Here is a 22,783-nt window from a genome sequence, read left to right as displayed (position 1 = left end):
GGCCCCTCCCTCCGGCCGCGCACGCCGGGCCGCCCCACCCCTTTCCGCGCGTGGCGGCCCCGAACAACCGCACACCCGGCGCACTCTTGTCTCTGTCTGATACTCCCCGGGGTATACAGGGGAGGGGGTGCGCACCACCCGCAAGGAGCGACCATGCTGCTGGAACGCATCTACGACGACGACCTCGCCCAGACCGGCTACCTCATCGGCTGTCAGGCCAGGGGGGAGGCCGTCGTGGTCGACGCCCGCCGCGACGTCGGCCAGTACCTCGACCTGGCCCGTGCACACAACACGCGGATCGTGGCCGTGGCCGAGACCCACATCCACGCCGACTACCTCTCCGGAACCCGGGAGCTCGCCGCGGCCACGGGTGCCACGGCGTACGTCTCCGGTGAGGGCGGTGAGGACTGGCAGTACGGGTTCGACGCCGAACGGCTCCGCCACGGCGACGCCATCACCATCGGCAACATCACCTTCCGTGCCCTCCACACGCCCGGCCACACCCCGGAGCACCTGTCGTTCCTCGTCACCGACGGAGCGTTCAGCGAGGACCCGGGCTACCTGCTCTCCGGCGACTTCGTCTTCGCCGGTGACCTGGGCCGCCCCGATCTGCTCGACGAGGCCGCGGGCGGCCAGGACACCCGTTTCGAGGGTGCCCGCCTGCTGTACACCAGCCTGCGCGACACCTTCCTGGCCCTGCCCGACCACGTCCAGGTCTACCCCGGGCACGGCTCCGGCAGCGCCTGCGGCAAGGCCTTGGGCGCGCTCCCCGCCACCACGGTCGGATACGAGCGCCTCAATGCCTGGTGGGGCCCCTACCTGCGGGACGGGGACGAGAAGGGCTTCATCGACGAGCTCCTCGACGGCCAACCCGACGCGCACGCCTACTTCGCCCGGATGAAGCGCCAGAACAAGGAGGGGCCAGCGGTTCTGGGACCGCTGGAGGCACCGGCCGAACTCGCGGGGGACGAGGTCAGCGCGCTGCTGCGCGAGGACGCGGTCGTCTTCGCCGACACCAGGCCCCACACCGAGGTGCACCAGGGCACCGTGGCCGGGGCCCTGAACATCCCCGGGCCCGCCAAGGCCGCGAGCTTCGGGGCCTGGGCCTACGACCCGGAGACCGAGAGCCGCCCGCTGGTGCTCTTCGCACCCGACGGGGACACCGCACGGGAGGTCCGCGACCACCTGCTGCGCGTGGGCATCGACCGCGTCAGCGGCTACACCGCCACCCTGGAGGGCCTGCCGGTGACCGTGCCGCCGGTCATCGCCCCTGCGGATCTGGAGTCCTCCGGTGCCGTGCTCGTCCTGGACGTGCGCGACAAGACCGAGCACGCCTCGGGACACATCCCCGGCTCACGCCAGCTCAGCGCCGGCCGGGTCCTGTGGCACCTCGACGAACTGCCCTCCGAAGGCACCATCGTCAGCTACTGCCAGGCCGGGGCCCGCAACTCCGTCGCGGCCAGCGCCCTGCGCCGCGCCGGATACGACGTGGTCGAACTCGACGGCAGCTACACCGGCTGGGCCGCGTGGGAGCGAGGCCGGGGCTCCGCGGCCGGAACCGCCTGAGCGCTCCGCCCGCAGCGGCCGTGTCGACAGCCGATCCAGGCCGCGATCCCAGCCGTGAAAAGAGTGAAGTATGGACTTGTACCTGATCCTCGTCGTGGGCCTCGCCGTGGTGGTGGGGCTCGCGCTCGGACTGCTCGGAGGGGGCGGGTCCATCCTCATGGTCCCGCTGCTCGCCTACGTCGCGGGAATGGCCCCGGAGGAGGCCATCGCCGCCTCCCTGTTCGTCGTCGGCACCACGTCGCTGATCAGCGTTTCCACCCACGCGCGCCGGGGCAGCGTGCGCTGGCGCACCGGTCTGGTCTTCGGTGCTTCGGGCATGGCCGGCGCCTTCCTGGGCGGCCTTGTGGGCGGCCGTATTCCCGGACCCGTCCTGATGGTCGCCTTCGCGCTCATGATGGTCACCACCGCCGTGGCCATGATCCGGGGGAGGAAGGCCCCGGCAGGCGGTGAGGGTGCGCGGGGCACGGACCTGCCCCCGGCCAAGATCGTCCTGGAGGGTCTGGCCGTCGGGGCGGTCACCGGGCTCGTCGGCGCCGGCGGCGGCTTCCTCGTCGTGCCCGCCCTGGCCCTGCTCGGCGGTCTCGGCATGCCGGCCGCCGTGGGGACCTCGCTGCTGGTGATCGCCATGAAGTCCTTCGCCGGACTCGGCGGCTACATGACGGCGGTGAGTCTCGACTGGCCCCTGGTCGGAGCGGTCACCATCGCGGCCGTCGCGGGATCGTTCCTCGGCGCGCTCCTCACCCCGCGGATCCCCGAGGCCGCACTGCGGAGGGGCTTCGGCTTCTTCGTCCTGGCCATGGGCGTCCTCGTGCTCGCCCAGGAACTGCCCGCGCCCTGGGGCCCCGCCGTCGCGATCGCCGTCGCCGTCCCCGCCGGGCTGGTCCTGCTGTGCCGTCTGGCCGGGGCGCACTGCCCGCTGCCGCCGTCCCTGCGGCTGGCCGCCTAGCGGGCCGGACGCCCCGACCGAGCCGCTAGGGCCTCGCCGCCCGCGCGCAGCCACGCGATGCAGTTGGCGGCGGCCCGCTCGGTGTCCAGGACCATGCGGTGTCCGGCCGCCGGTGTGCAGGTGGGTCCGGGTGCCGGGGACCGTCTTCCCGATCGCTTCGATGAGGTGGCCGAGCGGGGCCCGGCCGCTCCCGGCGTCCGTGCGGGCGGTCAGTCGGCGGACAGCTCCAACAGGCGTTCGGCGACCTGGACGAGATCGGCACCGGTCACGTCGGGTGCGGTGAAGACGTCGCCGTAGCGCCCTTCCAGCCGTGCGCACCAACCGGCGAGGCAACCCGCGCGTTTGGCCCCATGGCAGTCCCAGGCGTGCACCGCGACCAGCGCCATGGCACCCGGCGGCGTTCCCAGCTCCTCGGCCGCCGCGCGGTAGACGGAGGGTGCGGGTTTCCAGGTGCCGACCCGCTCCGCGGTGACCACCCGGTCCACGTAGCGTGTCAGGCCCGCCTGCTCCAGACAGTACGCCGTGTTCTCCGTGCTGCCGACGGTCAGGCAGCCGACGCCCAGCCCGGCCTCGGACAGCCGCCGCAGCGCAGGTTCGGCGTCGGGGTGCGCGGGCAGGCGGCTGAACCCCTCCAGGACGTGGTTGATGGCCTCCTCGGACGCGGTGTGTCCGGTGTCGGTGCGCAGCGCCTGCCGTGCTACCGACCCGAACTCCCCGAAGTCCCCGGTGAGGGCCAGAGCCATCGAATCGCGTTGGAAGCGCATGAACCACGGCTCCAGCAACCGTCCGGGCTGGCCGATCTCCTCCAGCCGCGCACGGAGCGGATCCAGGTCCACCAGGGTTTCGAGCACGTCGAAGGCGACGGTGCTTGGGCGTGTGGACATGGGACCTCCCTCGAACCGTGATTCCCGTTCTGACCGGTTCCCATAGGGGGGCCGTGGGCAAAGAATCCATGGCTGCGGCCAGGGCGGGAGGCGCGCTCCCAGGCCCCGTGGACCAAGGAAGGAGGTGAGGGATCGGTGTCCGCGAGCCGAGAAGGGGGGAGGCCCCGGCTGACGGGTCGGGGGCCCGGCGGAGACCGGGTGTGACTGGGCCGTGTCCCGCTCGCCTCCCCGCCTGCCAGCGCCCGTACAGGACGCCTGGCGGCGCGGTAGGCCTCCAGAACCCCGTGGGTGCCCCCGCCGCCCCTGGTGTGCGGTACCGCGTCCAAGAGACAGCCCTTGGGTGCGAGGACCGCACCTGATCGGCACCGCCGTGGCGTAGCGGAGTCGGGAGGGGCCGTCTCCGCTACGCCCTTGTCCGGCGTGGCCCCGGCGGTCGGGCCGTCTCACGGCATCGGGGCCGCCCGTCTCTCCAAGGCCCGCAGGAGGGCGGAGTTGGAGGAGACGACCCTCAGCCCCCGCGATCTGCGCAGCCGCTCCGCCGCGGTGAGGCTGGCGAAGCCGCCGCCGGGGACGAGCACGGTCCCGATGCCCGGCCCCAGCCGCCGTAGAACCTGGAGTTCGAGCTCGGCCTGGTCCACGGCGAAGCGCGCGCCCCGGTCGAAGAGGTCGGGGCGCGCGATACCGTCCCACTCCGGCGGCAGCTCGAAGCGGATGACCTGTCGCACCGGCACCGGGACGTAGGCGCTGATGGCCTCCAACGTGCCGTCGCTGAACCACGGCGGTGCCACCACGGCGATCCCGCCGCCACCGGCTCCGGCCAGCTCCTCCCGGATGGCCTGGCCCGCCGTGACCGTGGGGACCCCGCCGGACAGCTCTTCGACGTGTGCGCTGAAGGCGGTGTCGAACGCCGTTCCCCCGAACACGCTGCTGCTGGTGAAGCAGTAACCCAGTGCGTGCACGCCCAGGTCGCCCAACTGGCGTACGGCGGTGTCCAGCCCGGTCCCGGAGAGGAGCTCCGCCAGGTCCAGGCCGGTGAATTCGGTTCCGAAGGGACGCGGTGTCCAGAACCGCGCTGTGTGCACACTCGTGTCGGGTCCGGCCGAACGCCAGATCTCCGCTTCGGGGACGGGATCGTTGTGGATGACGAGTATGCCGAGTCTCGTCCTCACCGGTGGGCCTCCATGACTCGCTGCCCTTCCCGGCGGCGCAGGACCAGCGGGGAGATGAACATGCCCGCGGCGGCGAAGGCGGCCGTGAGGCCGAACGCCCACCGGAACTCCGTCCCTGCCGGATCAGTGCCCAGGATGATGGTCAGCAGGGCCACCGTGACCGCCGCCGACAGGTACTGGGAGGTGGTCATGAGCGCTCCGGCGGTGCCCTGGTGCCTTTCGGGAACGTCCCTGGTTCCGATGACGAACATGGAGGTGTAGATGACCCCGTGGCCGAACCCGCTCAGCAGCAGGCCGGGCAGCAGGTGCGTGGTGTAGGCTCCCGATCCCAGCATGGCGGCGAGCAGCACCAGGCCGACGAGGCTGATCAAAAAGCCCGCCGTCATGGTCGTCCCCGCGCCGACGCGTTCAACCGCGCGGCCCGCGGCCATGTTCCCGAGGGTCACCATCACGGCCAGCGGTAGGAAGCCCAGTCCCGCCTGGAGCGGCGTGAAGCCCTCCAACTCCTGGAGGAGGAGCGTGACCAGGTAGAACTCCGACCCCACGCTGGCCATGTACAGATAGGTGGCCACCACGCCCGCTCCGAGGGAACGGGTGCGGCGCAGTGACCGGTCGACCATCACGTTGTCGGACTTCATCTCGTTGGCGAGGAAGGCCGCGCCCAGGACCACCGCTACCAGACACGCGACCCCGGCGTACACGCCCGAGGCCTCCGGATCCGCCACCAGTGTCAGGCTGACGACCAGGGCCAGGAGCGCGCCGGTCCCCACCGTCGCGGCGGGCAGGGGGACACGTCCGCTCCTCTCCCCCCGGGAGGCCGCGACGAGCCACAGCAGACCGCCCGCGGCGGCCAGCAGGGTCAGGGGGACGTTGATGAGGAACGTCCAGCGCCATGAGATCTCGGTCAGGACTCCGCCCAGGACGGCGCCGACGGCGAGACCGGAGGCACCGATCGCACCCCAGGCGGCCAAGGCCCTGGACCGGGCCGGACCGGCCGCGAAGGTCGCACTGATGAGGCCGATGGTCGCCGGTTGCAGGAAGGCGGCCGACAGGCCCTGCACACCCCGGCTGATCAGAAGGGCGACACCTTCTTGGGCGAATCCGCCCAGGGCGCTGGCCGCACCGAAGACGACGACTGAGACGAGGAAGACCCGCTTCGCGCCGACCCGGTCGCAGACGCGTCCCCCCACCAGCAGGAGGCCGGCGAACAGGAGGGCGTAGGCGCTGACGATCCATTGGAGTACGGAGGACGAGAGGCCCAGGTCGGCCCCGACGCTGGGCATGGCGACGTAGATGATCGAGTAGTCCAGTGCGATGAGGAACTGCGCCAGGCAGAGGACAGCGAGTGCGCCGATCGCCTGGGGAGTTCCCGTGGACCTGAGAACCGTGTTCATTGAGTCACTTTCCTGGCGGTTTCCATGGACGGACCGTGCAGATGCCCGGCGAGTTCGGTGACGGTGGCCGCGACGAACCCGGCGCCCGCCGAGAGCAGCGTGTCGGCGTCGGCCACACCCCAGCCGACCCCGACCACCGCCATCCCGGCACCGACCGCCATGGCGACGTCGTCGGGGGAGTCGCCCACGACCAGGCACTCCCCGGGTGCCAGCCCGAGGGACTTCGCGGCGAGCAGTGCGGGGTCCGGGGCCGGCTTGCCGCGGGGAGCCAGGTCGTGCCCGACCACCAAGTCCGGATGGCGGTCCAGCCCCGTGGCCTCGAGCAGTTCGTGGGCGCTCCGGGTGATCTTGCTGGTGACCACCGCGATCCTGACCCCCTCCGCGGCCAGGTCCGTCAGCAGGTCCCGGATACCCGGGAACACCAGCGACGACGCGGCGGCCCGGCTGCGGCGGGCGAAGGACGCACGGAAGAGCGCCTTGGCCTCCGCCCACACCGCCTCGTCCCCCTGCGGGATGAGGCGGGGAAGGATCGTGTCGAGCGGTTTGCCGATGAGGCCGCGGGCCTCGGTCGGCAGCGGCACCGCGCCGTGAGGAGCGCAGGCGTCGTGGAAGGCGGCCAGGATCACCGAGGGCGAGTCCACCAGCGTGCCGTCCAGGTCCAGGAGAACACCGCGTACGCGGCTCATGACCGCACCACCGGCCCCACGGGCACGGCGGAACGGGAGGCGGCCTCCGCCACCGCGAACCGGGCGGCCAGGCGGGTCGTGGACTCCAGGACCGCGCGGTTGACCCGGGAACTGCGTCCGTCCGTCGCTTCGGTGAGGGCCGACAGGACGAACGGGGTGAGCGCCGGCCCCCTCGCACCGGTCGCCCGGGCCTCGTCCAAGGCTTGCTCCACCATCGTGTTGAGCAGCTCGGCGTCGATGCTCCACTCCTCCTCGATGGGGTGGGTGACCAGGACGGAGGAGCCGGAGACCGTCTCCCAGTGCCGGTGCGCGACCGCGGCCAGGTCCCCCAGGTCGTCGATCCGGTGGGGGACGGGCTGTCCCGTACTGCGCGTGTAGTAGCCGGGGAAGTCGTCGGAACGGTATCCGATGACGGGCACCCCCACGGTCTCCAGGTACTCCAGCGTCAGGGCGGGGTCGAGCAGGGACTTCGCCCCGGCGCAGACGACTGCCACCGGCGAGCGTGTGAACTCGGTCAGGTCGGCGGAGACGTCGAAGGAGACCTCGGCGCCCCGGTGCACACCTCCGATCCCCGCGACCGCGAACACCCTGATCCCCGCGGCGACCGTGCCGATGAGGCTGGAGGAGACCGTGGTACCGCCGGTACGGCCGCCGTGCAGGGCGACCGCCAGGTCGCGGGTGCTGATCTTCCCGCTGCCCGCCGCTTTGGCGAGGCGTTCCAGCTCCGCGTCCGCGACCCCCACGCGCAGGACGCCGTCGATCACCGCGACACGGGCGGGGACGGCCCCCTCCTCGCGTGCGCACTGGTCCACCGCCAAGGCGGTCTCCAGGTTGTTCGGGTAGGATCCGCCCGCGACCACGGAGGTCTCCATGGCGACGACCGGTCCCCCGTTCTCGACGGCCGCGCGGACCTCGTCAGAAATGGTGACGGTCGACCGTTCGGTTCCGATCATGTCCACTCCTCTCACTCTCCACGCTCACGGCGGGCATCATCGGCCAGCGACCCTTGGACGGTCACCAGTTCCGGGCCGACGAGTTTGGGATGGTTGGCGGCGATACCGCCGACCACGGTGTCGTAGGGGAAGTCGTCGTACTCTCCGCGCCACCGGACGAACTCCATGTGGCGTCGGCCCCGGGTGTCGAAGGGGTGGTAGTAGCTGTCGTTGCGGCCGTCGAACTCCAGCGGCCGGATGCCGTAGAGGCGGCACAGCAGGGTGTTGAAGACGGGGGTCGCGCGGATCCAGGTGCCGTCGATCCGTACCGACACCAGGGCGTGGAAGGTGAAGAGGTCGTCCCCCATGAGGTCGAGAAGGCGTTCGGACGCCAGGTGGTTGCGCACGTCCCCGTAGACCAGGCGCGTGGGGAGGCCCACCGCGCGGGCGGCGGCCGCGTAGACGATGGACTTGTGGACACAGAACCCCTGGCCGCGTCTGAGCACGCTGGAGGCGCGGACGCCCTCCCGGCTGAGGTCGGCGTCGTAGACCTCGTACCGGATGCCGTCGCGTACGGCGTCGTGCAGGCGGACGGCCATCTCGCGGGGTGGAGCGTCCTGGTCGGGCAGGACCCGGTCGACGAACTCGCGCACCTCGACACTCCGGTGGTCGAGGAAGTAGGTCGGATCCGTCAGTGTGTGGGTCTCGGTCATGGTGGTCCTCCGGTCACAGGCCCAGGGCCTTGGCGATCTTCTGCCGCTGCACGGCGTTGGATCCGGAATAGATGGGGCCGCTGAGCGCGTCGCGCACCCCGATCTCCATCCCGGTGTCGGTGAGTACGCCCTCGCCGCCGAACAGTTCGACCGCGGCCTGGGCGGTACGGATGTTGGCCTCGCTCGTGAGGATCTTCGCCACCGCCGTCTCCGCGGTGGCTCTGTGCCCGGCGGAGACGGCCTCCCCCGCGCAGTGGAGGGCCTGGCGAGCGGTCTGGGTTGCTATGTGCATCTCCACGACGGTGTTGCGCACCTCCTGGAAATCGGAGAGGGGGCGGCCGAACTGGCGCCGGGCGCCGACACGTTCCACGACCCGGTCCAAACGGTGGCGCATCTCGCCCACGTTGATGACGAAGGCGATCAGGATCTCCCAGGTCATCACGCGGTCGAGTATCAGGAATCCGGTCCCCACACCGCCGATGACGTTGGCTCTGGGGACACGGCACCCCGTCATGCGCAACCGTCCGAAGGGGGAGGTCCGCAGGGTGGTCTTGTCCAGCGGCGGACCGAAGTCCGCACCGGGTGCGTCCTTCGGGACGAGCACGGCGCTCAGGCCGAGCGGTCCGGGTGTGTCGGAGGTGCGGACGTAGACGACCGCCAGGTCGGCGACCGGTCCGTTGGTGACATAGGTCTTCAGGCCGTTCAGTTCGATGTGGTCGCCGTCGAGGCGGCCGGTGGCGGACATGGCCAGCACGTCGGATCCGGTCTCGGGCTCGGTGATGGCGTGGCAGCCGATGGACGTCCCGGCGGCCACGGACGGAAGGTGGCGCCGCTGGAGTTCGGGGCCCGCGAAACCGCTGAGCGCGAACCCGGTACTGGCGAGGTGGGTGGCGGCGCTGAAGTTCAGCCCGGAGTCGCGGACGGTGTAGCCGAGGGTCTCGGCCATCTGCATGAGGTCGGTCAGGGAACAGGCGTGCCCGCCGACGTCCTCGGGCAGGCACGAGCCGAATAGGCCCGTGTCCGCCACCCGCTTCCAGGCGTCCCGGGAGAAGACCGCACCGCGGTCCCGTTCGAGGTGATCCCGGTTGATGGCGGGTGCGGCCCCTTCGATGCGCTCGCATATTCGGCTGGACGCCGTGTCCTTGTTTGGCGGCGGTGCCGCTGTCGTACTCACCATGCTGTGCACCTCCGGTCAGTAGGAGGAGAACTCGGTCGGTGCGAGGCTGTGCCGCTCATCGCCCCGGAGCGGGGGGTTGAACACGCTGACGAGTTCCAGGTCCTCGTCCTCGCCGGCGATCAGCAGATGGGGGTCGTGCTGGTCCAAGGCGTAGAGGACGCCGGGGGAGAGGTCGATGCGCATACCGCCGTCCCTGCTCTCGACCAGCCCGCTGCCCGCGATGCAGTAGCACGCCTCCAGGTGGTTCGCGTACTGGAGCCTGGAGACGGTCCCCGCGCGCACCACGGTGTGCGCGACGGTGAACCCCAGGCCGTCGCCTTCTACGAGTAGTCGGTCGCTGGTTCCGTTTCCCCAGTCGACGCTCTCGGTCTTCTCACGGGAACGCTTGAACATGTCGTCTTCTCTCTCCTGGTCTCGTGAACGGGCGGATCAGGCCTGCTGCCCGGCGTGGGAGGTGATGAAATCCGCGATCGCGTCGATGGTGCGGAAGTCCGCGGGAGAGATCTCGATCTCGGTGACGGGGATGTCGAAGGAGGATCGGATCCACTCCACGAGTTCGAGGAGGGAAAGGCTGTCGACGACACTGTTGGCGAGGAGGTCGTAGTCGCTGGGAATACGCTCTCCCGCCAGGTCCGGTGCGTGGGCCGTCACGATGCGTTCCTGGATGCGGTCACGGAGGTCGGTGGTCATGTCGGCTGCCTTTCGAGGAGTCGTCGGATGGCGCTGTTCCGGTCGGTCTTTCCCGTGCCGGTCACCGGAAAGGGCTCCGTGGTGAGGAAGGTCCGGCTGGGCACAGCGGTGGGGCTCAGGGCTGAGGAGACGGCCGAGCGCAGGGCGAGGTTGGTCACGGCGGTTCCCGGTTCGACGCGTACGGCCGCGAGGAGCTCCCTGTCGCCGGAACCCCTGCCCCGTGCGGTGACCACGGCGTCGACCACACCGCTCTGGTGGCGCAGCACCGCCTCGACCGCGTCGAGGGACAGACGCGTACCGCGCACCTTGACCTGGCGGTCGCTCCGCCCGGTGAGGCGCAGCGTCCCGTCGGTGTCCGTGGCGACCAGGTCGCCCGTGGAGAACTCGCGCCGTCCCTGTACGGCGCGCCACGCGTCGTTCGGTGCGTTGACGTACCCGAGTGCCTGGAAAGGGGTGGACACGACCAGTTCACCGGTTCCGTCGACGCGGTAGCGGACTCCGTCGACGGGGTTGCCCAGCTCTCCGGCCGTCGCCCGGCGCAGGTCCAGGATGAAGCTGTCGTTGGTCTCGGTGCTGCCGTAGACGCTCCACAGTCCGGCACGGGGAAAGGCCGAGTCCAGGTCGGGCAGGGTCTCCAGGGGGTAGAAGTCACCTGTGGAGACCACCGTGCGGACCCGGGGCATGGGGGCTCGGGCACGGGCGAGGAGGGTGAGGACGACCGGTACGGCCTGGAGGAGGCTGATGCGGTGCGTTCGGGCCGCCGCGGCCAGGGCCGGGCCGTGGGTGAGGTCCTCCCGCGAGGCGAAGACGACCTGCCCTCCGGAGGCCAGGACCGCCCACACGTCCAAAGTGGCGATGTCGAAGTTGATCGGGGAGAGGCTCAGGGAGACCGTGTCGGCCCCCAGGGCGAACCGGGTACGGGCCCAGTGGACGAAGCGGTCGATGCCCTCGGGGTCGTGGGCGACGATCTTGGGACGGCCCGTCGAACCGGAGGTGGTGGTCCACAGGCCGTGCGCGTTCCGCAGCGGCCCGGAGCCACGGGTGAAGGATCGAAGGTCCCGGCTGATCCGGGAGGTGTACTCGGCCCCCGCGTCGTGGGGGATGAGCAGTGCGGGACGTCGGAACGTCTGGGCGGACAGGACGTCGATCACGGCCCGCCCGTCTCGGTCGGCGCGTACGACGCGGACGTCGTCGGGAGGGCCGCCGGTCACGGACGATCGCACCGCCGCGACCAGTTCCGCGTAGGTCGTGCTTCCACCGGCGAACCGTAACGCCACGGCTTCCGGTCGGTGGCGGGCGTGGTCTTGGATCGATGCCCAGACGGCAGGAGTAGCCACGGTTATCGGCTCCTCGGTTATGGGTCCAGGGGTATGCGTTCACAGATTCACGCGCTGAACGGTCTGTTCAGTGCAGTGCTGGGTTCGGTGTTCTGCCTGAGTCGAATGGCGGATACGAAGTTTTTTCGTCCGTCCACAGCAGAACATAGGCACTATCGCCACGGCTTGGCAATGCCATCGGAAAAAAATTCTCGGAGCTCGGTTCCACGTATGTGGGGAATCGAATCCCTGACCAGGGGATTCTCGTTTCCCCGGATGGTTCCCCGATCGTGTGCGGACGGGTGCTCAAGCGGTCCTTGAACGCGTCACCGGCCGACCAGGTGCGCCGGGGGAAGGCGTAAGGGCCGCTGTAGGCCCGGGCGGGGAAGTGTTTTCCCATTTCAGGGAAGTCTGATCGGCCAGAGGCGGCAGAGGGAAGCACGGCCGGGGTGCTGCTCTGGCAGCTTGGTGCCATTGCAGGAGGATGCCAGGAGATCGTGCTGACATCCTCTTCCCGAGCGTTGATCATTGAAATCGGGTGGTCGGCAGAGAGCACAGAATTGATGCCCGATCCACCCTTGGCGAAATCACAAAAAACACATGTAAAACCCAGTGTGCCGAGGCCCCGCCCGGCACGTATCAGGAGAGAGCGGCGTCATGGACAGGATCAGAAATTTCTTCCGCGTTGCGGTTGTCGCGGCCGTCGTCACGATGGGGTTCGGTACTCCGGCCCTCGCGCAGGCGGCCCCGGACTCCGTGGCCGGGGCGGCGTCCGCCTACCACGGGGGCGGTGCCGGATGGCAGTGAGTCCGGGAGGCGTCGCCGCCAACGCGCACCGGCGCCGGTCTCCGGTGCATCCGTCATAGGGAGAGCTGACTTGGTGAACTTCACGATTCTCGGTGCGCTGGAGGTACTGAGAGAGAACCGCGCGTGCACCCCCAAGGCGCCGAAGGTACTCCAGGTCCTGGCACTGCTGCTTCTGCGCGCGAACCGTCCGCTGCCCATGAGCGTCCTGGTCAGGGAGCTGTGGTGCGACGAGCCGCCGAAGAGCGCGGTGACGACGGTGCAGACCTACGTCTACCAGCTCCGCAAGGCCATCGAGTGCGCGGAGCCCTCCGGGGCCGGCCCCGAGCTCCTGGTCACCCGCGCCTCGGGATACCTGTTGCGGATCGCCCCCGAACAGTTGGACGCACTGGTCTTCCAACGGCTGCTGGGCGAGGGGCGTCGACTCCTGGAGGAGGGGCGGCCCGACGCGGCTTCCAAGCGCCTGGGTGAGGCACTGGACCTGTGGTCCGGCCCGTGTCTGGCACATGTCCCCCGCGGGCCGCTGATCGGCCCCCACACGGTCCGGTTGGAGGAACAGAAGCTGTATGCACAGGAACTGCGCATCCGGGCCCAGGCTTTGCTGGGACGTGACCGGGAGTCGATCGGCGAACTGCGGGCCCTGGTGATGGAGTATCCGCTGAACGAGTGGTTCCACTGCCAGCTCATCCGCGCGCTGAGCCGGGCAGGGCGCCGTGATGAGGCTCTGACGGCCTATCGGTGGCTGCGGCTGGCCCTTGTCGAGGAGCTCGGTCTGGAGCCCTCGCACGAACTGCAGAGTCTGCACCAGGAGGTGCTCGGTGCGAGTTCGGCGTCCCCCGCCCGTCGACTGCGGCCCCGCGCTCGGCGGAAAGTCCCCATCTCCCTCACGGCCGAGTGAACCCCGCGGCGGGGCCATCCGGCGTTCAGATCACGTCCTCCCCCTCCGTGGCCCCGTCGAGGGAGGACGTATCGATCCAGCCCAGAGCGGTCGCGAGTACACCGGCCTGGAAACGGCTCCGTGCGCCCAGCCGTCGACTGAGGTCCGCGGTGATCCGCCGCGCCGTGCGCACCGACACCCCGAGCCTGCGGGCGATGGTCTCGTCGGTGCTGCCCTCCGCCAACAGGTTGACCACCGCCTGCTCCTGCGCGCTCAGGCCGTGGCGGCCACGTGGGGCACGGGATCCCAGCGGACTGGCCTCGCCCCACACGTACTCGTACAGGGACAGCAGGGCCGTGACGGCGCCGGAACCGCGCAGGACCAGGGCACTCGCGGCGGAGTCGTCGGGGTCGGTGGGGATCAGGGCGATGGTGCGGTCGAAGAGGACCATCCTGGTGGGCAGGGTCGGTACCGTGCGGATCCGGGCGCCGAGGTCGGCCAGACGCAGGATGTGCCGGAGCGTCTTAGCGTCGTTCATCACGCTGTCGAGGTAGATGTCGCGCAGTTCGATCCCTCGTTCGAGCAGCATGCGGTCCAGGGGAAGGCTCGCCTCCAGGTTGTCCTGCGTCTGCGCGCCTCCGTCCGCGAACGTCCAGACCGAGTGGCGGCATTCGTGCGCGAACTCCTCGATCCGCAGCCTGATCGCGTCGATTCCGTGGAGCTGCTCGATGTCCATGGCGATGCGGATGCGGTGGCTCTCCTCGAACTCGGAGATCAGCCGGGTGATGGCCGAGCGTGCGTTGGCCAGCTGCTGCTGCCGTTCCAGCAGGTCGGCCTCCTGCTGCCACAGCAGCGATTGCAGTCCGAATTCGGGCCGTACCAGGACCAGTTTCTCGGGCTGTTCCCACGAACGCCGGACCAGGGACAACCGGGCCAGCTCGTCGAGCGCCGCCCGCACGCGTTCCACGGGCCAGCCCAAGAGGTGCCCGAGGTCGCTCACACCGGCGCGGGGTTCGGCGAACATCGCGCGATAGACACTCACCGCGTCTTGACCGATTCCGATCGATCCGAGCACGGCCCTCCTTCAGCTGGTTCTTCCCCGCCTGTCCCCTGAGCCGCGCGACACGGCGAACACACCGTCACGTCGGTACGAAGACGCGGCCTTCGGAACTCCCGTCGTAATTGTGGTGCCCACTGGGCTTACCGGCAAGAGGACTTCACGGTCGGTCCGGAGTAAGAATCAACCCCGCCACATCTCCCAGGTGGGGTAATAGTGCCTTGATGAACAGGGGGCGAATACGATGAGAATCGTGTGCCTGCGATTGCTCGTTCACGATCCGTTTCCTCCGCGGAGGGTCAAGGAGGCGGTGTACGCACGCTCCGTTCCAGAGGACATGCTGGAGCACCTCTACGTCGAAATGTGCTCCGAACGGGCGGAACTCGTTTTCTTCCTCCACGAGGATATCGGGGACGGTGCGACGGGGGCCGTTCTGCGCCTGTGGGGGAGTGTCGCCCGTGGGATACCGCAGCTGGGGTCGTGGGTCGTGTTGGACGATATTACCATGAGGCCCATTGACCCCTTCTGACCCCCGATCGGCGACCGTGCCGCAGTAAATTCGCACCGGGCCGCGTTGTCGCGCGATACGCACCTCGGCCCGACCCAGTGCGGTACAGGATCGGGGGCCGCCAGGTCCCGGGCTCCGGGCCGGGGGGCCGTTCCCGAAACCCGTTCTGTTCGCGTGTACATGGTGCGGTGGCCACTTACTGAGAGGGATTTCACGGAAATCAGGCAGCGGGATGAGGGGATCAGATCCGGGATCTGGTTCCTTGGGAAGGTCTTGTGGGTCTGTTTTCGGCCTTCTCGGTCCTGTGCGTGTCCCTTCCCCCTTCGTCGCCGCACCGGGGCCGTCGAAATTGCGCACTCTCTTGGCCGCGCCGGTGCTTCACGCGAAACCGGCCGGTGCCGAGGCCGAGTACGGCCTCTACCACAGCCTCCTGGCCGGTAGGCGCATCCTGTTCCTGCTGGACGACGCCCGTGACAGCGAGCAGACCCGCACCCGGGGCGTCCTCCTGTGCCGCGGCGGTCACCAGAGGCAGCCGTCCGCAAAGGCTCCTGACCGCTGACGGGGTACGCACACGCCGGAGGCGACCAGGCCCCCGGTCCACTGACCTTCCTGGCCGAATCGACGGCCGACGACTGTTACATGGCGCACGCGTATCCATTCAGCGGCAGTGCCAGCACTTTTCTCGTCGAAGGCCGGACGGTGCTCACGCCGACCGGCCTTACAGCTCTTTTCGGTCTTCCTGTACACCCTGATCCGCTGCGGGACAACTCCACCTGGCGGAGATTCCGAAAACGGACGACACGACCATGGCCCCGCAGTAACATTCCACTGGTCGGCGGCTCGATGCATACGGTTCATTACTCGATCGGCGGTGGTGTGCACATGGTTTTCGAAGATGCCTTGGTTTGAGTGGAAATCCTGGGGAGCGCCAGCGGTCTCACCCAGGCGCTTTCCGGGTACGAGGAGACCCGTCGGCCGGCCGTCGAGCGGTTTCAGAGGCTCGGCAGGGCCAGCGCTGACTGGTTCGCCCGGGTCGGCGATGTCTTCGACCTTCCGCTGAGCCGTTTCTCGGCCAGCCTCTTGACGCGAGGAGGACGCTTCGGGGGCGGCGGGACGTGATCCGTGCCGTGACAGCCCTGCCCGGAGCCACCGGAACTGTGAGGGCCGCCGGGCCCGTAAACGAACAAGCAGAATCCATGGAAGAAGGTTGGAAACGGTGAACAGTGCGAGGCCGTCACTCGTTGTCCACGGTGCCCGTGCCAACAACCTGAACGGTGTCACCGTGAGTGTTCCCTCACCGGCGCTGACAGTGGTCACCGGAGTATCCGGATCGGGAAAGTCGTCACTGGTCTTCGAGACGATCGCCAAAGAATCACAGAGGCAGCTCAACGAGGTCTTCCCGCTTTTCATTCGGAACCGGTTGCCGAAGTTCGAGCGCCCTGATTTCGAATACATCGAGAACCTCGCACCGGCCATCGTCGTCGATCAGCGCGCCCTGGGCCGCAACGCGCGCTCCACGGTCGGCACCCTCACCGAGGTTCAGCCGATGCTGCGTGTCCTGTTCTCCCGGCACGGAAGTCCGAGCGCGGGCGAGTCGACCGCCTACTCGTTCAACGCACCGGAGGGAATGTGCCCCGAGTGCGAGGGGCTCGGCCAGGTGATGAGCCTGGACATCGACCGGCTGCTGGACCGGTCCAAGTCACTGAACGGGGGAGCGATCCGGCACCCCAACTTCGCGGTCGGCACGAACTACTGGAAGCGCTACGCGACCGCCCACTTCCACGTCGAGCAGCCCAGTCCCCGCCTCGGCGAGCCATTGTTCGACGCCGACCTCCCGCTGGAGGAGTACTCAGAGGAGAAACTGGAGCTGCTGCTGCACGGCGGCGGTTTCCGGACCGATCGGCTCGACGACCTCGGCAACGTCGCGGTGAACGACTACGAGGGGCTAGTGGACCGGTTCACACGGCGGTTCATCAAGCCCGGCCTGGACTCGCTCAAGGCCAAGGAGCGCAAGCACGTCGAGAAGGTCGTCGACATGGCGGTCTGCTCCGCCTGCGGGGGCACACGGCTCTCCCCGGCGGTCCTTGACTCACGCATCGACGGACACAACATCGCCGACCTGTCGGCGATGCAGGTGACCGAACTGCTGGACACGCTCGTCGCGATGGAAGCCGCGATCGGCGACGCCTCACTTCTGGCGCCCCCGATCGCCGCGCTGCGGCGCATGGAGACGGTCGGGCTCGGTTACCTCTCCCTCGACCGCTCCTCCCTCACCCTCAGCGGCGGCGAGGGGCAGCGGCTCAAGACCGTACGCCACCTCGGGTCGAGTCTGACCGGCATGACCTACGTGTTCGACGAACCCACCACCGGCCTGCACCCGCGTGATGTCGAACGGCTGGTCGCGCTGCTGTACCAGTTGCGGGACAAGGGCAACATCGTCCTCGTGGTTGAGCACAACCGCGCGGTCATCGAAGCCGCCGACCACGTGATCGACATCGGTCCCGGCGCGGGCAAACACGGCGGATCGGTGGTGTTCGAGGGAACGCCGACCGAACTCGCTGCGAGCGGCACCGCCACAGGCAGAGGGCTGCGCGAGCAGCTCCCGCCGTCCAGGGCGCGCCGCTTCGACTCCCACCTTCCGGTCCGGTCGGCCCGTCTGCACAACCTGCGCGACGTCGATGTCGACTTCCCCCTCGGTGTCCTCACCGCCGTGACCGGGGTCGCAGGGTCGGGGAAGAGCTCGCTGACCACGCAGGTGCTGCCCCGGCAGCACCCCGGCGTCGTCGTCATCGACCAGAGCGCGGTCGGCATCAACCCCCGCTCGACCCCCGCGACCTACGCCAAGGTCTGGGACCACATCCGCCGCGAATTCGCGCGCGTGCACCGGGTCAAACCCGGACTGTTCAGCTTCAACGCCGAGGGGGCCTGCCCGACCTGCAGGGGGCGTGGCACCGTGACCAGTGACATGGCCTACCTCGACCCCGTCACGGTCACGTGCGAAACGTGCGGGGGCAGCCGCTACCACCCCGACGCGTTGCAGTACCGGTTGTACGGCCGCACGGTCACCGAGCTGCTGGAGACGACCGTGGAGGAGGCCGTCGAGCAGATCGGCGGTGTGGTCAGGGAGCGGCTGAACGCCTTCGTGGACGTGGGGCTGGGCTACCTGACCCTCGGCCGGTCGCTGTCCGAACTCTCCGGCGGCGAGCGGCAGCGTGTGAAGCTTGCGAGTCGGCTCACCGACAACGGGCGGATCTTCGTCTTCGACGAACCGACCTCCGGACTGCACATGGCCGACGTACGCAACCTGGTCGCCCTCTTCCACCGGATCATCGACGCGGGCAACACGGTGATCGTCATCGAACACGACCTCGACGTCGTGCGGCTCGCCGACTGGGTGGTCGACCTCGGCCCGGGGGCGGGCCATGACGGCGGCAGCGTCGTCTTCACCGGACGGCCGGAGGATCTGGCCGCCGACCAGGACAGCCTGACCGGACGGTATCTGGCCAAGGAGCAGAGCTGACCGGATGAGCGAAGCCGAACAGATCCGGGAGGAAGCAGGGGCAATGCTGCCGACGGACACGTCCGGACCACCGGCGCCGTCACCGCGGAGGCGATCGCCGACGGTGTGGGGAGCCTGACGTACGGGGAACCGGACGAGTGCACCGACCGGATCGCCCGTGCCCTCGTCGCCCGCGGCCTGCGAACGGGGCAGTCCGCGGACGTTTCGCGCCGCCCCGGACCCGGCCCGCTGGCTGGAGGCGGGCTCCTTCGAGGAGCGCGTCGCCGCGCTGGAGGCCCAGCAGTGACTCCAGCAGACGGTGCTCCGCAGCAGCGGCGTCCTCTCGGCGAAGGAACTGCTGTCCGCCGAGGATGCCGTACCCGGCGACGCCGGGTGGGCCGGTGAGCCCCGCTCGGCGTGGACCCAGTAAGGCCTGAGCCCGGAGTACGTCCGCGTCGTCGCCCACCGCGAACGGGCCGGGGCGCTCAAGTGTGTCCAGGCGGTGATCGCTCTGGCAGGGCGTCGGGTGAGCGTGGTGTGGGCGCTGCTGCGGGACGGGCGGGTGTTCCCCCTCGGCTCCACCGGCCCCACGGGCGGCTTGACAACTTCATGGAGACGCCCCCGGACCACGGTTCCCGGTCCGACCGTCCTCCGCGGAGGGGCGTGGGCAAAGTTCGTGTTTCCCAGGGGGAGCGTGTCCACCGGGTGGGGGAGACCGGGAGGTGGGTAGGGCTTCCTGTGCGGCGTCCGCCGCGGTGTCCGCGAGTGGAGACGAGGGGGAGGTCATGGCTGCCGTGCTCACGGGCCGCCGGGTCGCGATCCTGGCGGCGGACGGAGTGGAACAGGTCGAACTCGTCGAGCCGAGGAGGGCTCTGGAGGAGAGGGGCGCACGGACGGAGCTGGTCTCGCTGCGCGAAGGGACCATCCAGGCGATGAACGGCGACATCGAGCCCGCCGACCGCTTCACAGTGGACCGGCGGGTCTCGGAGGCGGGAGCGGACGACTTCGACGCCCTGGTGGTGCCGGGCGGGACCGTCAGCCCCGACCACCTGCGCAGGGACGGCGACGCGATGCGTTTCGTGCGCGGGTTCGCGGACGGGGGTAAGCCGATCGCCGCGATCTGCCACGGGCCGTGGGCCCTGCTGGAGGCCGGGGTGGCCGAGGGGCGCACGGTGACGTCCTACCCGAGTCTGCGCACCGACCTGCGCAACGCCGGGGCCGTGGTCGTGGACGAGGAGGTCGTCACCGACCGCGGGGTGACCACCAGCCGCGACCCCGGGGACCTGCTCGCCTTCTGCGAGCGGATCGTGGCGGAGATCGAGCACGCTTAGGTGCGGGGAGGCCGCGCGTGATCCGGTGACGGACCGGAAGGCCCGGGGCGCGTCAGCGCCGACCGCGGCCCCGGGGCCCGCAGACACCTCTGCCCGTGCTCCCGCCACCCAGCGAAAGCAGTCTGAGGGGAGTGCACGCCGGTGCCGCACGCCCTCTGTCTGGACGAGGCGGCGCGGTGGCCGACGCCGAACGCCGTCATGCTTCGGGTCGGTCAGCAATGGAATCAGTTGTGGATGATACAAAACGTCTGATCGGTTAGAGATAATCACGTCTGACCGGTTTTTGGTGGGAGATTCGCTTTCATTTTCCATCGAAGGTCTTTGCTGTCTCACGGTTCACTGGAGAATCACGGGTGCGCTCTGTTCATTCGGGCATCAACTTTCGGCGGCTCTATTGAATCGATCCCGGGTCGGGTCTAGTCTTCGAACCGGGTCGGCAGTCCGGCCGCATCGGCGGTTTATTTTCGTCGGTTCTGTTTTCGGGGTTTTTCGCTCGGGGGGAGGGTCCGGGTGCATGATCCGTTCCCCTTCTTTCGTTAGTTGTTTAATCTCCTGATGTTCCGGTGTTTTGCTTCAGGGGACTCCGCCTGTTGTCTGCGGTGTACTTCAAGATCTCCTGATCTGCGGTTTCGCAATTCCGTTGTGTTTCTTCGTGCAAAGGTGGTGGCTTCATGGCCCCCGACAGTTCGCAGCCCCGCGTCGATGAGGTGTGGTCCGAATGGACCCCCGAAGGGAAACTGTGGGTGACCGCCCACGGCGGGCCGGAGGGCGCGCAGCTCCAGGCGCAGTGGCCGGATGGGACGTGGGCGAGTATCGGTGACTTCCAGCGGGACGGTTCGTTCCTCAACCCGAACGTGCCACCCAGCTACATGTGGGAGAAGGACCTCCTGATCCTGCGCGTCCACAAGAACGGACAGTCCTCCGAGATCCAGAAGATCGTGGTGAGCCCCGCGCTCGTGGTTTCGCCCGCATGGATGTTCGAGGGCGGCGTATGGGTGAGTGCGCACGGCGGGCCGGAGGGCGCGCGTCTCCAGGCGCAGTGGCCGGATGGGACGTGGGCGAGTATCGGTGACTTCCAGCGGGGCGGCTCGTTCCTCAACCCCAGTGTTCCGCCCAGCTACATGTGGGACGAGGACACCCTGCGCCTGCGCGTCCACCGTGACGGGCTCTCCTTCCCGCCCCACCGGGAGGTCACGGTGCGCCCCCCGCTGGCCGAGGTGTGGGCCGCGTGGACGTTCGAGGGGAAGCTGTGGGTGAGCGCCCCCGGGGGACCGGACGTCGCCTACCTCGAAGCGCAGTGGCCGGACGGCAGGTGGGCGAGTATCGGTGACTTCCAGCAGGGCGGTTCGTTCCTCAATCCGAACGTGCCCCCCACCTGCATGTGGGACGAGGACACCCTGCGCCTGCGCGTCCACAAGAACGGACAGGCCTCCGCCGTCCAGGAGGTCACGGTGGCCGTGCTCACCGTGTCGGCGGTGTGGGACACCGAGGGGAAGCTGCGGGTGAGTGCGCACGGCGGGCCGGAGGGTGCGCGTCTCCAAGCGCAGTGGCCGGACGGCAGGTGGGCGAGTATCGGTGACTTCCAGCAGGGCGGTTCGTTCCTCAATCCGAACGTGCCCCCCACCTACATGTGGAACAAGGACACCCTGCGCCTGCGCCTTCACCGTGACGGGCTCTCCCTCCCGCCCCACCAGGAGATCAGGGTGCGCCCCCCGCTGGCCGAGGTGTCGGCGGTGTGGGACACCGAGGGGAAGCTGCGGGTGAGTGCGCACGGCGGGCCGGAGGGTGCGCGTCTCCAGGCGCAGTGGCCGGACGGCAGGTGGGCGAGTATCGGTGACTTCCAGCAGGGCGGTTCGTTCCTCAACCCGAACGTGCCCCCCACCTACATGTGGAACAAGGACACCCTGCGCCTACGCGTCCACGACGGCAGCCGGACCTTCGACGAGGTCGAGGCGACCGTCGACTTCCCGCAGCCCCGCATCCTGGAGATCGAACCGTCCCCTACGGCCGCAGCGGAGCGCAGGAGGCTCCAGCAGCGCCTCTACTACGCCGACTACCAGCCGACCGGCTACTACGTACCGGCGGGCCAGGGGATCACCATCACCGTCTACGGCGGCGCGTCGCGTATGGAGGCCCTGATCGGCACCCAGGGGCTCGCGGACAGGGACGACCCGGACCGGCAGAGCCCCGGCATGCGCGCGACCCCGCTCAAGCCCGGTGACAACAAGATCGCGGACCCCTACGGTGGCACCCTCCACATCCGCCACACCACGGAGTCCGGAGACGGGGACGCGGTGTGGATGACCGTGAGCGGCAACGCGCAGCCCGTCCCCTACTTCGTGCAGGGGCGGACCTCGGCCGACCAGTGGCACACCATGCTCGCATCGTCGAGGACCCCCGAAGTCGAGATGGTCAGCGACTCCGTCGTTGTCGCCGCGCTCCTGCCCACCGCGCGCGCCGTCGAGGGAGCCGACCCGGGCAAGACGCTCGCCGCCCACGACGAACTGGTGTCCATCCAGGAGGACATCAGCGGCCTCGACGGCTCCTCAGCCGTCCACGCCCGCCCCCGCCTGCGCATCTACGCGGTGGAATCGCGCGGCAGCTACAACCCGCACGCGACCACCGGATACATCGGACTACCCCACGGGCCCGCGGACGGGTACTTCATGAGGGCCCTGCTCACCGGGGAGGCGCTGAACTCGTGGGTCATGCTCCACGAGTACGGCCACCACTTCCAGCAGGACACCACCTACGGTGGCCCCGAGGGGATCATCGAGGTGTCGGTCAACCTGTACTCCCTCGCCGTCGGCCGCAAGCACCGCAACGAGTACACGGACGAACTCCCGCGGCGGTGGAGCGCCACCCAGTCCTACCTGAGCCGCACCCGCCCGGAGAAGAGCTTCCGGTCGGACCAGGTCGACACCATGGCGCTCTTCGAGCAGCTCAGGCTGGGGCTCGGCGAGGACTTCCTCCCCGAGTGGCACAGGCACGTCCGGGAGGAGCACTGCGGTACGGCGAGCGACCACGAGCGCAAGAAGTGCTTCGTCAGGTCGGCGTCCGTCGCCGCGCGGCTCGACCTCACCGAGTTCTTCGCCGACTGGGGCCTGCTCAAGGAGAGCGAGGAGGACATCTGGGCGGCCGTGCGCGGCCTGGGCCTCGGCAGGCCCGCCACCGACATGACGAAGATCGAACCCTACACGTGAGGTCCCTGCCGCTTGGGGGCGGGCCGGTGCC

Annotated in this window: 21 protein-coding genes; 10 read left to right on the top strand and 11 right to left on the bottom strand. The window is 69.3% G+C overall.

Translation table 11 applies throughout. From position 1 onward, the window contains the following. The first annotated feature begins 153 nt into the window (after window positions 1–153). Both B042_RS0109140 and B042_RS0109135 read left to right on the top strand, forming a co-directional pair. Window positions 154–1,566: a rhodanese-like domain-containing protein gene (locus B042_RS0109140; RefSeq protein WP_028648036.1), complete on the top strand. Its 1,413-nt coding sequence runs from the start codon at window positions 154–156 to the stop codon at window positions 1,564–1,566. 70 nt (window positions 1,567–1,636) lie between these two features. Next, complete coding sequence (locus tag B042_RS0109135) at window positions 1,637–2,512, top strand: sulfite exporter TauE/SafE family protein (protein WP_028648035.1); 876 nt, start codon at window positions 1,637–1,639, stop codon at window positions 2,510–2,512. A gap of 209 nt (window positions 2,513–2,721) precedes the next feature. Here the strand turns inward: B042_RS0109135 and B042_RS0109130 are convergent, their stop codons facing one another. From B042_RS0109130 to B042_RS0109085, 10 genes are all read right to left on the bottom strand, one after another. Further along, entirely contained in the window at window positions 2,722–3,396 is a 675-nt protein-coding gene (locus B042_RS0109130; RefSeq protein WP_028648034.1) for a haloacid dehalogenase type II, read from the bottom strand. A 443-nt stretch (window positions 3,397–3,839) separates the two neighbouring features. Further along, the gene (locus B042_RS0109125) at window positions 3,840–4,565 is read right to left on the bottom strand and encodes a hypothetical protein (RefSeq protein ID WP_028648033.1); all 726 of its coding nucleotides are present in this window, start codon (window positions 4,563–4,565) and stop codon (window positions 3,840–3,842) included. Continuing rightward, a complete protein-coding gene (locus B042_RS0109120) occupies window positions 4,562–5,959 on the bottom strand; it encodes an MFS transporter (protein WP_028648032.1) in 1,398 nt (465 codons plus the stop codon). Before B042_RS0109120 ends, B042_RS0109125 begins: the two co-directional genes overlap by 4 nt. Then, the gene (locus B042_RS0109115; RefSeq protein WP_028648031.1) at window positions 5,956–6,645 is read right to left on the bottom strand and encodes an HAD family hydrolase; all 690 of its coding nucleotides are present in this window, start codon (window positions 6,643–6,645) and stop codon (window positions 5,956–5,958) included. Before B042_RS0109115 ends, B042_RS0109120 begins: the two co-directional genes overlap by 4 nt. Then, complete coding sequence (locus B042_RS0109110; protein WP_231493894.1) at window positions 6,642–7,598, bottom strand: pseudouridine-5'-phosphate glycosidase; 957 nt, start codon at window positions 7,596–7,598, stop codon at window positions 6,642–6,644. The genes B042_RS0109115 and B042_RS0109110 overlap by 4 nt, the downstream gene beginning before the upstream one ends. Before the next feature lie 11 nt (window positions 7,599–7,609). Next, on the bottom strand, window positions 7,610–8,290 hold the full coding sequence (locus B042_RS0109105; protein WP_028648029.1) for a transglutaminase family protein: 681 nt from the start codon (window positions 8,288–8,290) through the stop codon (window positions 7,610–7,612). Between the two features lie 13 nt (window positions 8,291–8,303). Beyond that, window positions 8,304–9,467, bottom strand: a complete 1,164-nt coding sequence (locus B042_RS0109100) for an acyl-CoA dehydrogenase family protein (RefSeq protein WP_036554371.1) — start codon at window positions 9,465–9,467, stop codon at window positions 8,304–8,306. A 15-nt stretch (window positions 9,468–9,482) separates the two neighbouring features. Beyond that, a complete protein-coding gene (locus B042_RS0109095; RefSeq protein ID WP_028648027.1) occupies window positions 9,483–9,860 on the bottom strand; it encodes an ectoine synthase in 378 nt (125 codons plus the stop codon). A gap of 36 nt (window positions 9,861–9,896) precedes the next feature. Beyond that, window positions 9,897–10,157, bottom strand: coding sequence for a phosphopantetheine-binding protein (locus tag B042_RS0109090; RefSeq protein ID WP_028648026.1), 261 nt, complete (start codon window positions 10,155–10,157; stop codon window positions 9,897–9,899). Next, entirely contained in the window at window positions 10,154–11,434 is a 1,281-nt protein-coding gene (locus B042_RS0109085; protein WP_231493893.1) for an AMP-binding protein, read from the bottom strand. Before B042_RS0109085 ends, B042_RS0109090 begins: the two co-directional genes overlap by 4 nt. Window positions 11,435–12,130: 696 nt before the next feature. On the opposite strand from B042_RS0109085, the gene B042_RS25625 reads away from it, so the two are divergent. Together B042_RS25625 and B042_RS22515 are read left to right on the top strand one after the other, a co-directional pair. Next, a complete protein-coding gene (locus B042_RS25625; RefSeq protein ID WP_155988980.1) occupies window positions 12,131–12,280 on the top strand; it encodes a hypothetical protein in 150 nt (49 codons plus the stop codon). Window positions 12,281–12,353: 73 nt separating this feature from the next. After that, window positions 12,354–13,175 carry an AfsR/SARP family transcriptional regulator gene (locus B042_RS22515; protein WP_231493892.1) on the top strand — a complete coding sequence of 274 codons (822 nt, stop codon included), beginning with the start codon at window positions 12,354–12,356 and terminating at the stop codon, window positions 13,173–13,175. Window positions 13,176–13,200: 25 nt separating this feature from the next. Here B042_RS22515 and B042_RS0109070 read toward each other — a convergent pair whose 3' ends face one another. Beyond that, complete coding sequence (locus B042_RS0109070; RefSeq protein ID WP_231493891.1) at window positions 13,201–14,196, bottom strand: LuxR C-terminal-related transcriptional regulator; 996 nt, start codon at window positions 14,194–14,196, stop codon at window positions 13,201–13,203. A gap of 352 nt (window positions 14,197–14,548) precedes the next feature. Here B042_RS0109070 and B042_RS0109065 point away from each other — a divergent pair, with 352 nt between their 5' ends. The 6 genes from B042_RS0109065 (at window position 14,549) to B042_RS25620 (ending at window position 22,752) form a co-directional block, all read left to right on the top strand. Beyond that, window positions 14,549–14,740 (top strand): hypothetical protein, encoded by a 192-nt coding sequence (locus tag B042_RS0109065; RefSeq protein WP_231493890.1) that lies wholly within the window; start codon window positions 14,549–14,551, stop codon window positions 14,738–14,740. Window positions 14,741–15,092: 352 nt separating this feature from the next. Then, complete coding sequence (locus B042_RS0109060; RefSeq protein WP_155988978.1) at window positions 15,093–15,278, top strand: hypothetical protein; 186 nt, start codon at window positions 15,093–15,095, stop codon at window positions 15,276–15,278. Between the two features lie 657 nt (window positions 15,279–15,935). Then, window positions 15,936–18,239, top strand: a complete 2,304-nt coding sequence (locus B042_RS0109050; protein WP_028648020.1) for an excinuclease ABC subunit UvrA — start codon at window positions 15,936–15,938, stop codon at window positions 18,237–18,239. Window positions 18,240–18,396: 157 nt separating this feature from the next. Continuing rightward, a complete protein-coding gene (locus tag B042_RS26870) occupies window positions 18,397–18,525 on the top strand; it encodes a hypothetical protein (RefSeq protein WP_255342327.1) in 129 nt (42 codons plus the stop codon). 478 nt (window positions 18,526–19,003) lie between these two features. Beyond that, the gene (locus tag B042_RS0109035; RefSeq protein ID WP_028648019.1) at window positions 19,004–19,549 is read left to right on the top strand and encodes a type 1 glutamine amidotransferase domain-containing protein; all 546 of its coding nucleotides are present in this window, start codon (window positions 19,004–19,006) and stop codon (window positions 19,547–19,549) included. A gap of 671 nt (window positions 19,550–20,220) precedes the next feature. After that, window positions 20,221–22,752 carry a M60 family metallopeptidase gene (locus B042_RS25620; RefSeq protein WP_051415559.1) on the top strand — a complete coding sequence of 844 codons (2,532 nt, stop codon included), beginning with the start codon at window positions 20,221–20,223 and terminating at the stop codon, window positions 22,750–22,752. Window positions 22,753–22,783 lie beyond the last annotated feature (31 nt).

Source organism: Nocardiopsis sp. CNT312 (genome assembly GCF_000515115.1).
Taxonomy (GTDB): Bacteria; Actinomycetota; Actinomycetes; order Streptosporangiales; family Streptosporangiaceae; genus Nocardiopsis.
The sequence above is the reverse complement of the archived record's forward strand: the minus strand, read 5'-3'. Positions and strand labels throughout refer to the sequence as shown.

Coding starts and splice junctions, on each gene's coding strand:
- B042_RS0109140 (WP_028648036.1), top strand. CDS start 154: ATGCTGCTGGAACGCATCTACGACGACGACCTCGCCCAGACCGGCTAC.
- B042_RS0109135 (WP_028648035.1), top strand. CDS start 1,637: ATGGACTTGTACCTGATCCTCGTCGTGGGCCTCGCCGTGGTGGTGGGG.
- B042_RS0109130 (WP_028648034.1), bottom strand. CDS start 3,396: ATGTCCACACGCCCAAGCACCGTCGCCTTCGACGTGCTCGAAACCCTG.
- B042_RS0109120 (WP_028648032.1), bottom strand. CDS start 5,959: ATGAACACGGTTCTCAGGTCCACGGGAACTCCCCAGGCGATCGGCGCA.
- B042_RS0109115 (WP_028648031.1), bottom strand. CDS start 6,645: ATGAGCCGCGTACGCGGTGTTCTCCTGGACCTGGACGGCACGCTGGTG.
- B042_RS0109110 (WP_231493894.1), bottom strand. CDS start 7,598: ATGATCGGAACCGAACGGTCGACCGTCACCATTTCTGACGAGGTCCGC.
- B042_RS0109105 (WP_028648029.1), bottom strand. CDS start 8,290: ATGACCGAGACCCACACACTGACGGATCCGACCTACTTCCTCGACCAC.
- B042_RS0109100 (WP_036554371.1), bottom strand. CDS start 9,467: ATGGTGAGTACGACAGCGGCACCGCCGCCAAACAAGGACACGGCGTCC.
- B042_RS0109095 (WP_028648027.1), bottom strand. CDS start 9,860: ATGTTCAAGCGTTCCCGTGAGAAGACCGAGAGCGTCGACTGGGGAAAC.
- B042_RS0109090 (WP_028648026.1), bottom strand. CDS start 10,157: ATGACCACCGACCTCCGTGACCGCATCCAGGAACGCATCGTGACGGCC.
- B042_RS25625 (WP_155988980.1), top strand. CDS start 12,131: ATGGACAGGATCAGAAATTTCTTCCGCGTTGCGGTTGTCGCGGCCGTC.
- B042_RS0109065 (WP_231493890.1), top strand. CDS start 14,549: ATGCTGGAGCACCTCTACGTCGAAATGTGCTCCGAACGGGCGGAACTC.
- B042_RS0109035 (WP_028648019.1), top strand. CDS start 19,004: ATGGCTGCCGTGCTCACGGGCCGCCGGGTCGCGATCCTGGCGGCGGAC.
- B042_RS25620 (WP_051415559.1), top strand. CDS start 20,221: ATGGCCCCCGACAGTTCGCAGCCCCGCGTCGATGAGGTGTGGTCCGAA.